Raw genomic sequence first — 18,282 nt, forward strand, 5'->3', positions numbered from 1 at the left:
TACTTAAATAATTTTACAGTTGTATTATTAATTTTCAATAAACAAACTGCATGATGCCTAGGGGGCATAAAGATGAATAAACTCAGAACAATTTTGCAGGGGACAGGCACATTAATCTCTTTAATCAAAAATACACCGAATATTATTAAAGGTAACAAAGATGAATTTGAACCAAATGAAAGTTATTTAGATAAAAACAGTAATTTGAATAATAAAAGAATATTGTTTTTAGGTTCTTCAATTACTTATGGTGCTCGCATCTAAAGGAAACTCATTTGTAGAATTTTTAAATAAAGAATATGGTGTGGATACAATTAAAGAAGCTCAATCAGGAACGACATTAGTCGGTAAACAAAATTCAAGTTATGTAGAAAGATTAAAAAGTAAGGTTTCTACAGAAAATATATTAGATGGCTTTGTATGTCAGTTATCCACAAATGACGGAAGATTCAACAAACCTATAGGATCAATCAGTGAATCTTATAGTATTAATGATTTTGATACGGAAACAACCATAGGTGCCATCGAATTTATTATTTCGTATGTTAAAGAAAATTGGGATTGTCCTATTATATTTTATACTTGTATACGTGATAAAGACCCTTATTATGAATTTTTGATTAACAAACTATTAGAAATAAAAAATAAATGGGATATTCATATTATTAATGTATGGGGAGACAAGAGAATAAATAAACTAGCTAAAGATGACAACACGATGATGGCGGACGATGCTCACCCAACGCAAAAGGGTTATCGATATTTGTATACACCAATATTCTCTGAAAAGCTTAATGATATATTAAATGATTAAGAGACACCTTTAAAAATAAAGATTATTTTTTGCTATTTTTTCTAATGTTTTTCAACTTAAAATTTACGAGATACAAAAAACACCCTCCAAAGTTTTCACTTTTTAAGTGTCTACTTTGAAGGGAGCAATCAGTTTATAAACTTGTAGTGCCTTTTATGTGGACAGAACGACTAATAACCATAGTAACTTGAATATAAAATTTAATTTCAAGTAGTAATTGGACGAACTTGTAAAATATAAATTTCATCTTGTTGGATACCAAATTCTATATCAACAGGGTAACCAAAGGATGATTCTAATTTTTGAGTATACTTTGCTAATTCTTGCGCAATGTAATCATTAATACAATAAGTGTTTTTTTCCGTTTCAGTGGTTTCGACTTCAGATATACCTTCTTCACTAGCAAGCATTTTTATTTCTTTTAACCCAAGTTGTTTATCTATTTCAAAAGTGGATTTATTTACAATAAAAGTATCAGTGCGTAACCATACCTGATACGATACTTTCTCCTAACCCATAACTCACATTGATTATACATTCATTTAAATTATCAGTAATTGGATTTTGGCTAAAAATAACGCCAGACGTTTCAGGAATGAGAAGTCCTTGTATCACAACACTCATAGATAAGTTATTTGTATCAACAGCCATTGTATTAAGATAACTTTGGACGCGTTCTGAAAAAATAGAGGCCCAACATAATTTGATTTTCTGAATAAGATCTTCTTTAGTTTGAACATTTAGGTATGTTTCATATTGTCCCGCAAATGAAGCATTGTCTAAATCTTCAGCGCTAGAGGATGAACGTACAGCAACTGCATTGAAGTTTTTCTTAATTAAATTGAAAGCATCTATAATTTCACAGTGAGTATTTTCAGGTAGCTCACCTTCAATAATTTTTTGACGAATATTACTATCATGAAGCGATATTTTATTAAACTCAACAAATTGTTGGAAAGTATTTGGTAAAATAATAAAACCATTTGGTACTGGCCAATTTGCTTGCTTAAGTTTAACTAAATTAAGTGCCTTTGATCCTATAGAATTTGTTATATTTTCTGCGTTGTCGAACGTCTGAGTATACATATGTTAACCCTCTTTGTGTTTTATATATTTAAATTTTTATAAAGCGTAGCTAGCAATAAAAAATTTACACTCTCTCATCAATTTTTACGCACCCATTTGTGCCTTCAACAGTCACGATATCTCCATCTTTCAACTCACTCGTAGCATTTTTAGTCCCAAGTACTGCGGGTATTTGATATTCACGTGCATTAATCCCTGGATGAGATAGTATGCCTCCAACATTTGTCACAATGGCTCCTGCTCTTAAAAATAGAACAGACCAAGCTGGCGTAGTCATATGTGTTACAAGAATATCACCATCTTCAAGTTTATTAAATTCATCTTCATTATTAATTATCTTTACAGCACCTGTATATATACCTTTAGAACCAGCTAGCCCTTTAATATATCCAGAAGGAGAAGTGTTTGTCTCTTCATTGTTTGAAGCGTCGCCAGTAGCTCTTTCAGAAATAATATCTAGGTTTTTTTCATTATGAGCAGGTGGGGTGCCATAATATGAAGGACTTTGTTCATTTATATTATGTTGATACTCTAATTTTCTTTCGGAAATCATTTCTGTTAGTGGTTCGGGATGTTTTAGAACTTCTTGAAGTTCATCTAAATATAAATAAAAAATATCTTCAGTTTCATTGATTATCTGTTGATTCACTAAGAAATTACTTAGATGCAAGAGTAATAAACGTGTCTTTGCTGTTGGCATTTCATCCATATAAAAGTGGTGGTCATCATCAAGATTGGATGCATCTAGTGCCCATTGATAATGTGTTTTAAATTGTTCTTTTGTTGTACCTTCTGGTATAGAAGATAAGACTGCTTCGTATTTGTGCACTCTTGTTTCTATAGCTTTTTGGAAACGTTGTTCTACATTTACATTACTACTGATATAACTAGCAATTGTCGTTAAAGGTATGGAAGGTTTTTCAAACCAAGTTTGATCTGTTAATACTCTTGATCTTACGGTTTTATTACCATAGTTACTTAAGAACTTTTGAAAATCTTTTTCGAATTTTCTTCCTGATGGTATCTCATGTAAGTGATTTAATAGTTCTGTGGATTTAACAGTTTGGAATTTTAACTTAAGATCTTCATCTTCTTTCACTTGTTGTGATAGTTTGGAAAGTGCTTTATCTATTTCTAATGATTTATTCCACACGCCAATGAGCATGTCATAAATAATAGTGACATCTTTATCATCAGTTGCTTGTGCATAAAGTTTTTCCAAATCTTTATGTAATTGGTGATGAGGTAACATGATTTCTGATTGGTAAGTAAATGATTTAGGATACATGTCCATGACGTAGTCGAGCATTGTTTGCGCACTATCAAAGGTAACTTCTTGCTCCAACATATAATCTATTTTTTCAAAAAATGGAAAAAAGAAGGTTTCTAGCACATTCTGAAAGCGTGTGTTTAATTCTGGATATATAGGCTGTACAATACTTAAAAATTGGTTGTGTCGTTCATTAATGTCATATTCGATAGGCTCACGTTTCATATAAATATGACTATTTTCAAATCTCGTTTTAATAGCGGGAACAGCCGCTTTGAATTGTTCTAAAGATTGATTTATTGAACCTTGGACTTCATATAGAAATGAAGCAAATAAAGGCTTAATAGTATCTGAGAGGATTGAAGTTTGTTCCCAATACCCTTCTTTTTTATCATTATCTGTTAACTGCATCGACTGTTTATAGTTATCTATCACTTTAGTTTTCACAAAAATTCCTCCTAATATAAAAAATACATTCTGGTAACAACATGATTTAAAGTGTTTTGCAAAAGTTAATTGCTCACTCTTTAAACTACAAAGTGTTTGTTATTTAACAATGTATAAATTATATTAACAGGTAAAAATATATTATTCAATCAACACTTAATAAATAAAGTCTATTAAGTGTCATAACTTTTAAAGTTTTAAAAAGATTTAAAAAGAAGAAAAGGCGGGAATGTGCAATCAAATTTTGATTGCACATTCCCGCCTCCACAAGGATGACTAGAGATCAGACAGTTAATATTCAATCCATTAAAAATAATAGATTGAGCTTTCCATTTGAGAATGAGACATTTATGTCCCAGACTCATGAAGTTTAAAATTTACTGAAATGTATTTCTGATATTTTTTCAACTAAATATTTAGGAGTATAGGGCATATCTTCTTTTAACCAACATACAATTGTTCCAATGATAGCGGAAGATTCGTACCATAATTTTATATCTTTGTTTTTGGTATCTTTGCTTTGCTCTATACCGTTATATATTTTTGTTTCAATGATATTTAAAACTTCATTTCTAAAGCCTGGTAATTTATTAGAAACTAAAATCAATTTATAGAGACGGCTCTCTTTCTGTACGTGTGTTAAAAAATTAATGAGATTGTTCCAATTGTGTGAGTCATCTTCATATGCAGATAAATTTTCACGAACTGTATTCACTGTTTCAATTGCTAGTTTCTCTAACATATCAGTTAAATCTTTATAATGTGAATAAAAAGTAACTCTATTAATCATTGCTTTCTCACTTAACATATTGATTGTAATGCTTTCAACATTTTTTTCTTCTAGTAAATCAATTAATGCATTTTTAAGCATGTAACGTGTTCTTTCTATTCTTAAATCATGTTTCTTCATAAATATAGCACCTCAAACAATTTTTTGATTTTTGTCTTTTATTAAAACTTTAATAAACGTAATGATTTAAAAGGTAAGTTAAACAACAAAAAACGATATTTTGTAATTTGTTTATCCGTTTGAACTCTATTATAATAGTTCATTGTTAATTAAACAACAAAGTGTAATTTAAAAATGAAGGAGTCTTAATAGTGAGTAATCAAATTAATGTAAATAAATTTCCTAAAAAAATAATTATCACTATTTTAATTTTGGGAACATTTTTAACAGCTTTTAATCAAACTGTAATGAGTGTAGCAACGCCAGAAGTCATGAAAGATTTAAATGTTTCAGCGGCTACAGCGCAGTGGTTAACAACCGCCTATATGTTAGTCAATGGCGTGTTGGTACCAATTACTGCATTTTTAATGAAACGATTTACGACGAAACAATTATTTACGAGTGCAATGTTTTTATTCTTACTTGGTTCATTGATAGCAGCAATGTCTACTGATTTTACATTTCTGTTAGTCGGAAGAATGGTTCAGGCCTCAGGGGCAGGCATTATGATTCCGCTCTTGTATAGTGTAGTAATGATTTTATATCATCCGTCTGAACGCGGTACGGTCATGGGTATGGTTTCTTTAGCAGTATTATCTGCACCGACCATTGGACCAACTATTTCAGGTTATGTTATTGATGCACTGTCATGGCATTCACTATTCGGTATTTTAGTACCTGTATCACTTATCGTTATTGTATTAGGATATTTCTTCCTAGAAAACGTAACTGAAACACAGAAAGACAAAATTGATTTAACGAGTATGTTATTATCAACAATCGCATTTTCACTTATATTATATGGCTTTAGTAGCGCAGGTGAAATGGGATGGACAAGTAATATCGTGATGTTTTCATTTGTAGTTGGTATTATTTCACTGATTCTATTTGTTGTAAGACAATTGAAAGCTACAAATCCATTCTTGGATCTAAAAGTATTTAAATACGGCACATTTACATTAACGAATATTATTAATATAGGCGTTACGATTATTATGTATGCCGATATGATTTTATTACCTATCTATTTACAAAATGTACTTGGCTATTCGGCTATGGAATCAGGTGTCTTCATGCTTCCTGGTGCAGTATTAATGGTCGCGATGAGTCCGATAGCAGGTAAATTATATGATTTATTTGGCGCAAAATGGATTACTATCGTAGGTGTTATCATAACTATTGTCTCAACAATACCTTTTATGGACTTGTCACAAGACACGAATTACTATTATTTATTAGCGGCAAGTACTGGAAGAAGAATTGGCATGGCCTTACTTTTAACACCAATTCAAACTGCTGGTTTAAATGTAATACCAAAAGAATTAAGCGCGCATGCTTCAGCAGTATGGAATACAATCAGACAAATTGCCGGCGCGATTGGCACCTCATTGCTTGTTACAATTATGACTATGGGTTCAAACAATTATATTACCGATCATGCTAGTACATCTAAACCTCAAGAACAATTAATGCTTCTAGCAAATATTCAAGGTATCAATATTGCTTACTTTGCCATTATTGTAGTAGCTGTTGTCAGTTTAGTACTATCCTTTTGGATTAAAGAAAGTAAAGCTATAAAGGAAGACTAATTTTATAAAATGAACTTGATTAAGAGACGTTTTGTTTCAATAAGGTGTCCCTCAAAGCGTCAACAAAGTATTCAACTTTGTTGACGCTTTTTTTGTGCTGACTTTACGCGAGCATAGTTGGTATTTTATTAACTAGTCAGAAGTCGGCCAAAATCACTGACATTTAAAAAAGAGTGCATAAGGAAACAATTAGAAAATTGTTAACTCAGGGTATTTGTTGAATTCCAATTTATACTCTGTGTTTATTTTTTAAAGAACAGTAGAAATCTTATAGTTAGCAAAAACATTAAGATCTTCTAAAAATGTATTCAGGTGCTTATTATTAGGGAATCGGCATTCTAGCAAATAACAACCATCACCTATTATTTTGTAATTATGTAGTATATAAATGGCTTTTGTATCGACAAATGTTAAAAAAGGTTGGTGCGATATTTTATTCATGTAAATATGTATAAAAGCATGAATAGCACAATCTAAACTTTCCTGGTTCACTTGAATTGTATAGTTCTGAATGACACCATCACTTTCTAATTTAGAGACTCGTGTGTTCACAGCTTGACCAGTTAAATTAACTTTTTGACCCAAATCTTTCATTGTAATTTTAGCATTTTGTTGAAGTTCATTAATAATCATCTTATCAGTATTATCGATAGCCATATAAGTCACTCCTTTTTCATTTATCAAGCAAATACGGCAAAACTTTTTCACCAAGTTATGTATTATTCATGGCTTTACTAATAGAATAAAAGTATCACATAAAGGAGGAATTGTAATGAATATAACTCATGTAAGAAATGCGACACTTATTATTGAATATGCAGATAAAAAGTTTTTAATAGATCCAATGTTGGGAGAAAAAGGCTCATTTCCACCATTTCCGAATGCACCTAGAGATGATCAAAATAATCCTTTAGTTGAATTACCTATGTCAGTAAATGAAATCATTACAGGTGTGGATGCAGTCATTTTGACACATTTACATTTAGACCATTTCGATGAAGCAGCTCAAAAAATATTACCAATAGATATTAAAATTTACACGCAGAACAGTGAAGATGCTGAAGAAGTGAAAAATGTTGGTTTCACAGATGTTGAAGCTTTAAAAGAGACAAATCAATTCGGAGATATCCAAGTAATTAAAACACCAGGTCAACACGGTCGCGGTGATATAGTTAAAGGTGCGGGTAATGTCTGTGGTTTGATATTCCAACATGATAATGAAAAATCATTATACATTGCCGGAGATACAGTTTGGTATGATGAAGTTGGAAAAACTTTAAAAACTTATAGCCCTGAAATTATAGTGGTTAATGGTGGAGATAATCAATTTAATGAGGGGGGTTCATTGGTTATGGATGAAAATGATATTTATGAAGTTGCCAAGTTAATGACATCCTCTGAGATTATCGTCATTCATATGGAAGCTGTAAATCATTGGAACCTTTCGAGAGATTACTTAAAGCAATTCGCAAAAGAAAACCAATTTTCATCACAACTTAAAGTACCAAACGATGGAGATAAATATACTTTTTAAATAATAAAAATTAAATCTAAAAAAGTAATTACTATACGAATACTACGGAATTTGGTCCTAAGAAAAGCGTGCAAAAAAATGCCGACACAGTTGGAAACTTTGTCGACACTCTGAGACACTTCTTTTTAAAAGAAGTGTCTCAGTTGTTTTTCTGATGTTTACAGATTACATTTTATATATCTAGTAACTCAAATTGTTTTATTTGTTTTTCAATACTTGTAGGTTTAGTATTTTCTTTTTCTTCTTTGTGCATATTTTTATGTTCTTCAACATGCGCCGGACGTGATACCCATGCTTGAAAATTCTTTTTTTCATTCCATTTCGATACAATAGAGTATGAAATTTTAGACTTTGTTTCATTTTTCCAAATTTCCACGTCTATTAAACCCTCATATCCTGAAAAATCTTCTTTAGCATGGCTGATTTTGTTATCCAAAATCGCTCTATCTTCTAAAGAAGCTGTAAAATTAGCTTGTGCTATGAACATGTATTTCATTCCTCCTTAACGATATTGATTAATTTTAGCAAAAATAAAAAGTTAAAACATATGAAATGCATTAAATTAATATTCTATGATTAAAACAATCGAAATTAAGTCAGTGTTTGGTTTTTTAGATAATTGGTGAGGGTCCTTCTTTCATAAGCGTTTTCCTTTTTGAAACAAAATTTGAAATGTTAAGAGCACTTTTTAAAAGAGGTGCCTTTGTACTATGTTTATTAATTGAAGTTAATACTCTCCATATTCTCTTCCATAGGCTTCCATCATATCTATAATTGGCATAAGAGCTTTACCTTTGTTTGTTAGACTATACACAACTTTAGGCGGAACTTCTGCATAAACGGTTCTATTAATAAGACCATCATTTTCCAATTCTTTAAGTTGTTTCGTTAAAGAACCTTGAGAAATACTTGTTAAAAATTTCTTTATCTCTCCAAATCTATAATCACTTTCTTTTAAATACCATAAAATTAAATTCTTATAACGACCTGACAAAATATTCTGGGTATAAGCGATACCATAAACGTCTCGATGTTCTTCTATAACGTTTTCGTCAAAACCATAATTACATATTTTAACCATCTAAACACCTCCATATCACAATAGTACATTTTTTAATACTATGTCATTATTTATTGCCTACTTCAATAATGATGCCATTCGTATTAATATACTACATATGATATTTATTGAAAAGGAGTAACATAATGAAAAACAGAGTGACTGAAATATTTAATATAGAAAAACCGATTATTCAAGGACCTTTGAATTCATTAACAAACCCTAAGTTTATTGCCTCTGTGAGTGAAGCAGGTGGATTAGGAATAATGGGACCTAATGCCGGTGATGCAAGAGTGACACGTTCGCCAGTTGAAACGACAGAGCGTATGAGAAAAGAAATTAAAAAAATTAAGCAACTCACAAATAAACCTTTTGCCTCAACAATTATGGTAAGTGAAGATCTTACTTACGTTGCATATATCGTTGATATGCTTATTGAAGAAAAAGTGCCAGTTGTATTGATCAATGGACTATTAGATGAAGAAATATTTACTAAGTTAAAAGATAATAATATGAAAATTATATTCCGACCAATTACGCCTACAACTGAAAATGCGAAAGCCGCTGAAGCAATGGGTGCAGATGTATTTGTAGCTACTGGGTTTGATGAAGGTGGAACAGTACCAGAACGAGTGATTGGCACTTTTTCGATTGTACCGATGATTGCTGATGTAATTAACATTCCAGTAATTGTCGCTGGAGGCATTGGTGACGTAAGGGGTGTCAGAGCTTCCTTTAGTTTAGGTGCAGAAGGCGTATATGTTGGTAGTGTCCTTATTCCTACTTTTGAAAACCCAGCTGCTGAAAATGTAAAACAGTACATTGTTGATTCAAAAGCTGAAGATTTAATTCTTTTCAGAACACTTCCAGCTTATTATCGTTCGCTTCCGGGTAAATTAGCAAAAGAGTTAGAAGTAATGGATAAAGAAGGCGCAACAAATGAAGAACTTGGGCAACATATGGGTGCTCGGAAGAAATATGAGACTTGGTATGGTTGAAGGAGATACAGAAAATGGTTATGTTTCTGTGGGTACGGGTATCAGTCCTATCAAATCTATTCGAAGTGTAAAAGAAGTTATTGATGATTTAATGCAAGATTTGAAATAAAAAATAGTTTATTAGGAGGAGAATTAATATGAATTTTGGCATTATAGGCGTTGGAAATATAGGAACAGTACTTTCACATAAATTAGTGAATAATGGTCATGAAGTTAAAGTAGCAGATGCAAGAAGTATAGATAAATTAAAAAGCAAAAACTTTTCAGGGCAAGCTGTTGAAGTAGAAGATGTTATAAAAGATATAGATATTTTAATCATTGCAATTCCATTTCTTGCGACACCAGATTTGAAATATCTTATGAATCAAGTTGATGACGATGTTATTATCGTTGATACTGCGAATTATGCTCCGATTCTTAGAGATAAAAATATTGAGGAACTTGATAATGGTATGTCTGATAGTGTATGGGTGAGTCAACAATTAGGAAAACCAGTTATTAAAGCATTTAATAACTTATTAGAAGAGACATTAGATGATAAAGGCGCTCCTGAAAATACTGAAAATAGAATTGCTATGGCTATAGCAGGTGATAATCAAAAAGATAAAGAAATTATTATGGATATAGTTAGCGAAATAGGCTTTGATACTGTAGATAGTGGCTCATTAAAAGATTCTTGGAGACATCAACCTGGCACACCCGCATATTGTACGGAATTAACAAAAGAAGAATTAGAACAAGCATTGGATCGCGCTGATAATGAGAAGAGACCATTCTTAAGAGAGAAAATGATTAATGAGATTCAAAACTTATCAAAAGATGAATTTTCAACAGATAAAGTAGTTCAACTCGGAAGAAAAGTTTATAATCCTTAGGTAAATGTTGCTTGCTATAACGTGATTATTTTTAACAAAAGTGCACAGAAAATAATTATAATCTAGACGTATTTTAATTTTAAAATGTTTAAAGAGGTCAGGGCATATCATATGTCTTAGCCTCAGTTTTTTATATTGGCAGTGGCTGACTGAATTGAAAATGCGCTTATATATAGACTTTAAAGCACTACAACTTCATTTATGAAGACAAATGCATACACATTACTCGTTTGAATTCATCATCGTTAAATTACCTTGCTTAAAAAAATTGAGCTTAGCGGTAAGCTTCTCATCAATATCATATAACTCTTGAATTTTATTTCTAATTTCTTGTTGGTATTGTTTAATGTAATTTTCACTTTCTTCAACAGTTAAATTTTGCATACCTATGATTTGGTTTGAGTCGATATCTAGTTTTTTTAAATATTTTACTAATAACAACCAATTAAGATTTTGTTCAGTATATTGACGATAGTTATTCTTGTCTCGTGCTATATTTGAAATAATACCAATTTTTTCATAATAACGGAGCGTATCTTTCGTAAAGCCTGTATGTTCAACGATTTCTTTCGTTTTATAAAATTTTGCGTTCAATGTTAATTCCCCCTTGCTATGGAGTTGGCTCCATAGTATACAGTAATAATTATAAAAATGAAAATAGAAAGAAGAGGGGGAAATAAAATGAATTTAGAAAAAATAGCAGTAATTACAGGTGGTACTTCAGGTGTTGGTAAAAAAACAGCAATTGATTTAGCTAAAAAAAATATGACCGTTTTATTAATTGGTAGAAACAAAGATAAAGGTGAAAAAGCGGTAGATGAGATCATTAAATTAACAAGGAATGTTAATATAACATTTCATTCAGTTGATTTAACAAATAAAAAAGAAATTGATGAATTTGCAAAAACAATTGTAAAACAAGAATCAAAAATTGATGTTTTAGTTAATGCTGCCGGAGCGCTTATAAAAAAAGAAGAATTAACAGAAAATAATTATAATAAAAATTATGTAGTAAATTATTTGGGGCATTTTTGGCTTACAGAAAAATTATTACCATTGTTAAAAAATGCTGAACAAGGGCGTATTTTAACAGTAGGTGGATTGCCCATTTTGGTTAATCGAGGGTTAGTTAAATTACCTTCTATTGATGAAATACGTAATAGTAAAAGCAATAAGGTTAGGCAAGCATTGACCTCTAAAGTATTATACACACTAGCATTATCTCAAAAGTTAGAGGGAACTTCTGTAACGGCTAATATATTTCATCCTGGCTATGTTACTGATTCTAATTATGCTATGCCTACATCTTTAATAGGTCGTTTTGTATATAAAGTATTTGGTAGAATTTTGACATATATTTTCAATATGGTATCAGAACCAAATCCAAAAATAGGATTAAAACTAGCATTAGATAATTCACTTTCTAGAACGACTGGAAAATTATTTAATGAAAAAGGGGAAATTGTACCATTATCTAAGCGTTACAGTCAGGATAAAATTGAAAAGATATGGGAAAATAGTCAACAATTTTAATGAAATTGACCATCTACAAAGATTTAAATTTTAATGATTCAGTGTAAGAATAATATTAGATTTTTTTCGACATTCTGAAGGACATCGAATTAATTACAGTGAATCTGTTTTATTGTCCTAGTTTCATTCCTACAATTTTTTAATTACTAGTAATTAAAAAAGGCATAACCAAATAGCCTTTATGATTTATTTGTATAAACTTATGATTATTTTAGTATGGTGACTTAAGATAATCATACTTTTCATTTTCAGTAACTAAATAATGAATTGTTTTCAATAGACGGTTCATACAAGCTAAGAAAGCAGTCTTATGAGAGTTCTCATTAGGTCGCGTTCTTAATTTATAATAATAACCTCCTCTGTTAACTCCCTTGTATCTAGGATAGAAATAATATTTTGGAAAGCATTAAATTCTCTTGCTAAATCAATCATTTCATTATCTAGCTTATCCTTCTATTAAATAGAAAATTTTAATTGTTGAGTAATAATTTGAATGTTTGGGCTAAAAATGATTGTACATCTAAATTTTTATATTAATAACTTACGGTAGTGTCTTTTAAAAGGGTGTATAAATTTACAATTTATATACGAATAATATTTTATATGTTAGATACTTATCTAACATAAGAAAGTGGAATTTTAAATTGTGCAGAATTAGTTTTTAATTAAAAATAAGTGTTGAAATATTAGAGGGGAATGTTTATTATTAAGTTGTCGGAATTTTCAGAATGGAGAAACCTAAGATGAATCAAACAATGTCTTTTCTAATGTTTTATTTTAAAATGCTATTGAACGATAAAATTACAATGATATGGACCATTATACTACCTATCATTTTAGCATTAATTAGTTATTATCCTAATGGCCCTTCAAACTATACAATTTTAGAGAAGCAAACTTTTATTTTTTCATTTTGGGCATTTATAGCTTCTATTACATACCTTAATGGTGTGGGCATGCAAATTTCTAGGATACGAGAAGAAGGACTATTGAAAACTTTTGTTATGATCACTGGAAAAAAGTACCCTTTCATTCTTGCTATTGCAATTTCGCAGTGTTTGTTATCGATGATTTCAATCCTTATATTTACAATAGTGTTTGGTTTTTTATTAAACATACTAACAATTAGTATAATTATTAAACCTGTGATTTTTATAATTATAGTGGCTCCATTATCCTTGTTTTTTATAGTCTTATCGTACATACCAGTAAAAGTAGATACGCTATCAACAATAGTTAATATGTTTACTTTGCTATTATTTTATGTGACTAATAACACCCAAAATAATTTCAAGGGTTTTGAATGGCTAAACCCACTATATTTTTTTCAACAAATAGCAGTTAATTTATTAACATTCTCAAATTTTATTAATTTCATTTCTTCGATTGTACCTATAATATTCTATACGTTATATGTAGTTATAGGCATTATTTGTATGAAACACATTGATATAAATTCAAAGACAAAGAGGTAGATAATGTGATGTACTATGTCGAAAATCTAAGTTATAAATATAAAAAAATAATGAAATGACTTTAAAAAAAGTGAGCTTTGAGATTAAACCGGGAATGTTGAATGTGCTAGTAGGTGAAAATGGCTCGGGGAAAACTACTATAATGGATTGTATTACTAAAAGTTTAAATTCAAATTTTGATAACAATCTTCCCAAAACAAACGAAATACTATATATGACACAAAATATTTTTTTTGCTCCTACTAATAGTGGTAAAGATGTGAAGAATTTAATAAAAGGACTATTGTCTAAAAAAGTAGTGGGTAATTTTGACGAAATGATTGTAGCTAGTTTGAGCGAAAACGAGAAAGAAAAATATAACCATTTGTTGAATATAAATATGGGTGAAATGTCTGTCGGAGAAAGGAAGTGGCTATACCTTCAATTATTCTCAAAAATAACTAAAAAACTATATTTATTTGATGAGCCGACGAGCGGGGTTGATCCAGTATCAAGAAAATTAATAATGAAGAGATTAGAGAGTTTAATTAGACATAATCGTCAATGTTTAATATCAACTCATCAATTACAAGATTTACAACATATTAAAACCAACATTATCTTTCTTCATAATGGTTGTATTGTGTATCAAGGAGATTTTCATGAATGGCTAAAAATCAATGGAACTAATAACCCTGATATCGCTTTCGAAAGAACAATAAATTGAAAGTCAATTTGATATAATCGGTAATGAATGTTTTAACTATCAGTTTCACGGATATTTAACTCAATAAACTTATCCTATAATCAATGTAAGATAATTATTTAAAGATATGAGCTATAGACAGACTAGGCATCACTGAAATTATTGCAGTGATGTCCTTTATTTTGTGTTTTGTCTATTTTGAATATTTTCTTGCTCTTTCTTAGCACCGTTCAATATTTCATCTATATGATAAAAGCCATTTACAATTATGATAGAAAGAATAATTAATCCAATGCCCTTGATCCAACTTTTGGGAGACGTAGGCTTTTGTCTCTTTAAAAAAACGTGCCAATTAACGTTGCAACTACAATGATTACGAATAGATATACCATATATCATCTTCCTTTTTATAAAAATTAAATATCAAGAAAAAATTAACTTAACTTTTAAATAATATTAACATAAAGGGATGTTTTTTCAAGGTTCTCCAAAACATTGAATTTAAGAATAATATTCTCCCAGTTTCATTATTTGTTTAGCCTTAAGTGTTTATATTAAAATAAAGTGCGATATAATTTAATATGAAGTTAATACATAGGAGCTGTTCAAGCGATGAAATGGATTTTATTTGATAAAGATGGTACGTTAATATACTTTGACGGTAGTTGGATGAAGATTGGCTTGCAACTCGTCGACGATTTCATGGAAGCATATAAGGTCGATATCCATGATATAGATGCGACATATAAGCATTTAGGTATCGTAGATGGAGAAATTCAACCTGGCACAATAATGGCATCAGGTGCTTTAGAAGAAATGGTCAAAGCGTTATGTGATATTGCTGGTCAGGACGTTTCTAAGTGGGCACAAAAGAGGAGCCAAACACTTGTTGATAATAGAGTGCCAGAAAATGTTCTGGTAGAAGGCATTTATGAAACATTGGAGACGCTACAAAATCAAGGTTATAAAATGGGGATAGTAACAAGCGATTCTAAAAAAGGTGTAGAACAATTTTTAGAAGCAACTGAATTTGACCATTTCTTTGATGTAGTCATATCTACGGAAGCTAATGCAGTTGAAAAGCCTAATCCAGAAGTGCTTAATCCCTTGTTTAACAATTACGACGTATCACCACAAGATGTAATCATCGTGGGTGATACTGCCAATGATATACAAACAGGTGTAAATGCTAAGTTAGGCCTTACAATCGCTGTATTAACAGGCGTAGGCTTAGAACAAGAACTTAATAAAGCTGACCATATTGTAGATAACGCGAATCACGTTCTCGGGATATTAAATCAATATGCGTAGTTCACAAATTGTGTCATAATATACGTATCGTATATTATGACTTTTTTCTTTAATATAAACATTGAGGTGATTGAATGATTGATGGAAAATACGCAGATTATAAAGGCGAAACTTATAAAGTAGTTGAAATTGTTGGTAACGAATTGGTGCTTGGCTACAGAAGACGAAAAGGCATTGGAACATGGTTTTGAAGCACAAACAGCAAATCAATCAGCGCATACATTATACTTCAAACATATCCCGAGAGACGATGTTGATGAGCTTTATGCATTATTTCAAGAAGCAAGATATGAAGGTGCCGTTTTTGATTTATATCAAGATACAGAACAACAGCTTTATATTGGGACAGAAGATCAAGATAAAGCGAGTACATTTGGATTAGATCAAACAGATGAACATTATTATAGTAAGTATGTGACAGAAGACGAAATTGAAAAAATAATCTACCGCAGACATATTGAGTAGTACATTGTTATAGCAATGAAAAGGAGTGAGACATAATAAATGTCCCACTCCATTGTTTTATAGCTGTTTTTTCTTCTAGATATTTTGTGTTTAAATGATGGCAGTAATTTGGCCACCTTCTGGCGAGTATAATATTTAATTGACTTGCTCTATAATCGCTTTAGTATGAAATAAATAGAAAAGCCGAAACTGAAATCGAGGAAAATGTGCACAAAAAAATGCCAACAAAGTCAGATGCTTTGTCGACACTCCATTGGTAATTGTATTAACGTTGATCCACTTTACGATGTGTTTCAATGATATGACGAATCTTATCAATAACTGGATTTAATGAGTCTGGATCTTCATGTAAATCATATTCATTAATGTTCACACGTACAACAGGACATGCATTAAATTCGCTAATCCAGTCGTCGTAACGTTTGAATAGTTTTTGCCAATATTCTGGGTCAGTTTCCATTTCCATCTGACGACCACGTTGTTTAATGCGATCAATGACTTCATCGTAATCACATTCTAAATAAATCAATACATCTGGTTTAGGGAAATAAGGCGTCATGACCATGGCGTTAAATAATTCAGAATATGTTTCAAAGTCTTCTGGGCTCATTGTACCTTGTTCTTCATGCATTTTAGCGAAAATGTCGACATCTTCGTAAATTGAACGGTCTTGGATGAAACCACCGCCATATTCAAACATGCGTTTTTGTTCTTTAAAACGTTCAGCTAAGAAATAAATTTGTAAGTGGAAACTCCAACGCTCAAAGTCGTTGTAAAACTTATCGAGGTAAGGATTATGGTCCACGTTTTCAAATGAAGTTCTAAAATTCAGGCGTTCGGCTAAAGCTTTTGTTAATGTTGATTTTCCTACGCCTACAGTACCGGCGATAGTAATCACAGCATCTTGAGGGATACCGTATTTATTCATGCATTTGTCCTCCAATCAGTGGTTTCACTAATTCTAAAATATAATTATAATCATCATTATGTTTAACGAAATCAAGGTGTGTCGTGTCAATACGAATGACGCGTTCTCCGTCAGCTTTTAACGAATTGTAATAGGCATTGTAATCACGCTTTAAATTAAGTAGGTAGTTATCCTCAATTTGATGTTCAAAACTGCGATTACGTTGTGCTATACGTGCTTTTAAAGTTTCTAATTCTGCATCTAAGAAGATGATGATATTAGGCATTTCTAGATCTTCGGTTAAAATATCATAAATTCTTGAGAATTTACTATATTCGGCACTCGTTAAGGTATTATGTGCGAAAATTTTATTTTTATAAATGTGATAATCACTCACGATACCACTTTCATTTGAAACAAGATCTTGGAATTGTTTGTAACGATTACATAAAAAGAACATTTCTGTTTGGAAACTCCATTTAGAAATATCTTCATAGAAATCTGATAAAAAAGGATTTTCATTTACAATTTCTTTTTCTTCATAGTAATTGTAAGTTTGACTAAGTTTGTGTGCTAAAGAAGACTTTCCGACACCAATCGGGCCTTCAACAGCAATAAATTGTTTTTTCATATTTACCGCTCCAATGTTAAAATAGACAATAAATATTGTACCATATGTGAGGTGTAAGACACATGACAACTGACCAAAATTATATGAAAATTGCGATTGAAGAAGCAAAAAAAGCAGGGGACATTGGTGAAGTGCCTATTGGTGCTGTCATTGTTCGAGATAATGAAGTGATTGCAAGAGCACACAATTTACGAGAATCATCACAAGACCCAACTGCTCACGCTGAGCATCTTGCAATTCAGAAAGCTGCTGCTGTCGTCGGTAGTTGGCGCTTAGAAAACTGCCGACTTTATGTCACGCTAGAGCCATGCGTGATGTGTGCTTGGTACGATTGTAATGAGCCGTATTCCGTATGTGATTTATGGAGCTAAAGATCCGAAGGGCGGCTGTGCAGGTAGTCTCATGGACCTGTTACAAGAATCAAGATTTAATCATCGGGCAACGGTTCAAACAGGTGTATTAGAGGAAGCGTGTAGTCAATTATTAAAAACATTTTTTAAAAATTTAAGAAAAAATAAAAAACTCATACAAACAGCCGATAATACAAATCCCTAAAGATTTGGTAGAATATGAGTGTGTTACAAATTTGTGGCAAATGAGAATGGTGTGTAATTAAGATTGTGTTATCGATCATAGAAGGAAACGAGGTAAAT

At 31.1% G+C, this 18,282-nt stretch carries 20 protein-coding genes and 3 pseudogenes; 12 read left to right on the forward strand and 11 right to left on the reverse strand.

Features of this window, described 5'->3' with window-relative positions; translation table 11 throughout:
• Positions 1 to 72 precede the first annotated feature (72 nt).
• Both ABLV90_RS06275 and ABLV90_RS06280 read left to right on the forward strand, forming a co-directional pair.
• On the forward strand, positions 73 to 264 hold the full coding sequence (locus tag ABLV90_RS06275; RefSeq protein WP_460872360.1) for a hypothetical protein: 192 nt from the start codon (positions 73 to 75) through the stop codon (positions 262 to 264).
• Positions 251 to 814, forward strand: coding sequence for an SGNH/GDSL hydrolase family protein (locus ABLV90_RS06280; RefSeq protein WP_460872361.1), 564 nt, complete (start codon positions 251 to 253; stop codon positions 812 to 814). The genes ABLV90_RS06275 and ABLV90_RS06280 overlap by 14 nt, the downstream gene beginning before the upstream one ends.
• Positions 815 to 1,020: 206 nt before the next feature.
• On the opposite strand, the gene ABLV90_RS06285 is transcribed toward ABLV90_RS06280, so the two are convergent.
• From ABLV90_RS06285 to ABLV90_RS06300, 4 genes are all read right to left on the reverse strand, one after another.
• On the reverse strand, positions 1,021 to 1,281 hold the full coding sequence (locus ABLV90_RS06285; RefSeq protein WP_460872864.1) for a PEP/pyruvate-binding domain-containing protein: 261 nt from the start codon (positions 1,279 to 1,281) through the stop codon (positions 1,021 to 1,023).
• A gap of 7 nt (positions 1,282 to 1,288) precedes the next feature.
• Complete coding sequence (locus ABLV90_RS06290; RefSeq protein WP_460872362.1) at positions 1,289 to 1,900, reverse strand: PEP/pyruvate-binding domain-containing protein; 612 nt, start codon at positions 1,898 to 1,900, stop codon at positions 1,289 to 1,291.
• A 64-nt stretch (positions 1,901 to 1,964) separates the two neighbouring features.
• On the reverse strand, positions 1,965 to 3,617 hold the full coding sequence (locus ABLV90_RS06295; RefSeq protein WP_460872363.1) for a PEP-utilizing enzyme: 1,653 nt from the start codon (positions 3,615 to 3,617) through the stop codon (positions 1,965 to 1,967).
• A gap of 370 nt (positions 3,618 to 3,987) precedes the next feature.
• Positions 3,988 to 4,527, reverse strand: a complete 540-nt coding sequence (locus tag ABLV90_RS06300) for a TetR/AcrR family transcriptional regulator (RefSeq protein WP_285323514.1) — start codon at positions 4,525 to 4,527, stop codon at positions 3,988 to 3,990.
• 191 nt (positions 4,528 to 4,718) lie between these two features.
• On the opposite strand from ABLV90_RS06300, the gene ABLV90_RS06305 reads away from it, so the two are divergent.
• Positions 4,719 to 6,155, forward strand: a complete 1,437-nt coding sequence (locus ABLV90_RS06305) for a DHA2 family efflux MFS transporter permease subunit (RefSeq protein ID WP_460872364.1) — start codon at positions 4,719 to 4,721, stop codon at positions 6,153 to 6,155.
• A gap of 249 nt (positions 6,156 to 6,404) precedes the next feature.
• Here the strand turns inward: ABLV90_RS06305 and ABLV90_RS06310 are convergent, their stop codons facing one another.
• Positions 6,405 to 6,812 (reverse strand): Lrp/AsnC family transcriptional regulator, encoded by a 408-nt coding sequence (locus tag ABLV90_RS06310; protein WP_285323515.1) that lies wholly within the window; start codon positions 6,810 to 6,812, stop codon positions 6,405 to 6,407.
• A 115-nt stretch (positions 6,813 to 6,927) separates the two neighbouring features.
• Here ABLV90_RS06310 and ABLV90_RS06315 point away from each other — a divergent pair, with 115 nt between their 5' ends.
• On the forward strand, positions 6,928 to 7,689 hold the full coding sequence (locus ABLV90_RS06315; RefSeq protein WP_427707542.1) for an MBL fold metallo-hydrolase: 762 nt from the start codon (positions 6,928 to 6,930) through the stop codon (positions 7,687 to 7,689).
• Positions 7,690 to 7,861: 172 nt separating this feature from the next.
• Here ABLV90_RS06315 and ABLV90_RS06320 read toward each other — a convergent pair whose 3' ends face one another.
• A complete protein-coding gene (locus ABLV90_RS06320) occupies positions 7,862 to 8,185 on the reverse strand; it encodes an antibiotic biosynthesis monooxygenase family protein (RefSeq protein WP_460872365.1) in 324 nt (107 codons plus the stop codon).
• 231 nt (positions 8,186 to 8,416) lie between these two features.
• A complete protein-coding gene (locus ABLV90_RS06325; RefSeq protein ID WP_069816957.1) occupies positions 8,417 to 8,770 on the reverse strand; it encodes a winged helix-turn-helix transcriptional regulator in 354 nt (117 codons plus the stop codon).
• A 125-nt stretch (positions 8,771 to 8,895) separates the two neighbouring features.
• Between ABLV90_RS06325 and ABLV90_RS06330 the strand changes: the two genes are divergently transcribed.
• From ABLV90_RS06330 to ABLV90_RS06340, 3 genes are read left to right on the forward strand one after another with little or no spacing between them, the layout of a single operon-like run.
• Positions 8,896 to 9,747 (forward strand): nitronate monooxygenase, encoded by an 852-nt coding sequence (locus ABLV90_RS06330; RefSeq protein WP_460872366.1) that lies wholly within the window; start codon positions 8,896 to 8,898, stop codon positions 9,745 to 9,747.
• The gene (locus tag ABLV90_RS06335; protein ID WP_460872367.1) at positions 9,713 to 9,856 is read left to right on the forward strand and encodes a hypothetical protein; all 144 of its coding nucleotides are present in this window, start codon (positions 9,713 to 9,715) and stop codon (positions 9,854 to 9,856) included. The genes ABLV90_RS06330 and ABLV90_RS06335 overlap by 35 nt, the downstream gene beginning before the upstream one ends.
• A gap of 28 nt (positions 9,857 to 9,884) precedes the next feature.
• Positions 9,885 to 10,622 (forward strand): NADPH-dependent F420 reductase, encoded by a 738-nt coding sequence (locus ABLV90_RS06340; protein WP_427705404.1) that lies wholly within the window; start codon positions 9,885 to 9,887, stop codon positions 10,620 to 10,622.
• A 222-nt stretch (positions 10,623 to 10,844) separates the two neighbouring features.
• Here ABLV90_RS06340 and ABLV90_RS06345 read toward each other — a convergent pair whose 3' ends face one another.
• Positions 10,845 to 11,216, reverse strand: coding sequence for a MerR family transcriptional regulator (locus tag ABLV90_RS06345; RefSeq protein WP_427705401.1), 372 nt, complete (start codon positions 11,214 to 11,216; stop codon positions 10,845 to 10,847).
• An 87-nt stretch (positions 11,217 to 11,303) separates the two neighbouring features.
• Between ABLV90_RS06345 and ABLV90_RS06350 the strand changes: the two genes are divergently transcribed.
• Positions 11,304 to 12,155, forward strand: a complete 852-nt coding sequence (locus ABLV90_RS06350) for an SDR family NAD(P)-dependent oxidoreductase (protein WP_427707544.1) — start codon at positions 11,304 to 11,306, stop codon at positions 12,153 to 12,155.
• A gap of 211 nt (positions 12,156 to 12,366) precedes the next feature.
• On the opposite strand, the pseudogene ABLV90_RS06355 reads toward ABLV90_RS06350, so the two are convergent.
• Positions 12,367 to 12,507 (reverse strand): annotated as a pseudogene (locus tag ABLV90_RS06355) (IS110 family transposase); the annotation flags it as partial.
• Positions 12,508 to 13,685: 1,178 nt separating this feature from the next.
• Between ABLV90_RS06355 and ABLV90_RS06360 the strand changes: the two are divergent.
• From ABLV90_RS06360 to ABLV90_RS06370, 3 genes and pseudogenes are all read left to right on the forward strand, one after another.
• The gene (locus tag ABLV90_RS06360; protein ID WP_460872368.1) at positions 13,686 to 14,336 is read left to right on the forward strand and encodes an AAA family ATPase; all 651 of its coding nucleotides are present in this window, start codon (positions 13,686 to 13,688) and stop codon (positions 14,334 to 14,336) included.
• A gap of 591 nt (positions 14,337 to 14,927) precedes the next feature.
• Entirely contained in the window at positions 14,928 to 15,626 is a 699-nt protein-coding gene (locus tag ABLV90_RS06365; RefSeq protein WP_460872369.1) for an HAD family hydrolase, read from the forward strand.
• A gap of 74 nt (positions 15,627 to 15,700) precedes the next feature.
• A pseudogene (locus ABLV90_RS06370) lies at positions 15,701 to 16,091 on the forward strand (hypothetical protein).
• Positions 16,092 to 16,356: 265 nt separating this feature from the next.
• Here the strand turns inward: ABLV90_RS06370 and ABLV90_RS06375 are convergent.
• Both ABLV90_RS06375 and ABLV90_RS06380 read right to left on the reverse strand, forming a co-directional pair.
• Positions 16,357 to 17,019: a deoxynucleoside kinase gene (locus ABLV90_RS06375; RefSeq protein ID WP_021339560.1), complete on the reverse strand. Its 663-nt coding sequence runs from the start codon at positions 17,017 to 17,019 to the stop codon at positions 16,357 to 16,359.
• Positions 17,012 to 17,629, reverse strand: a complete 618-nt coding sequence (locus ABLV90_RS06380) for a deoxynucleoside kinase (RefSeq protein ID WP_069816973.1) — start codon at positions 17,627 to 17,629, stop codon at positions 17,012 to 17,014. Before ABLV90_RS06380 ends, ABLV90_RS06375 begins: the two co-directional genes overlap by 8 nt.
• A 62-nt stretch (positions 17,630 to 17,691) precedes the next feature.
• Between ABLV90_RS06380 and tadA the strand changes: the two are divergent.
• Positions 17,692 to 18,184, forward strand: a pseudogene (tadA, locus tag ABLV90_RS06385) (tRNA adenosine(34) deaminase TadA).
• Positions 18,185 to 18,282: the final 98 nt, after the last annotated feature.

The sequence above is a fragment of the Staphylococcus sp. 2S1 genome (assembly GCF_046721335.1).
GTDB lineage: Bacteria > Bacillota > Bacilli > Staphylococcales > Staphylococcaceae > Staphylococcus > Staphylococcus equorum_A.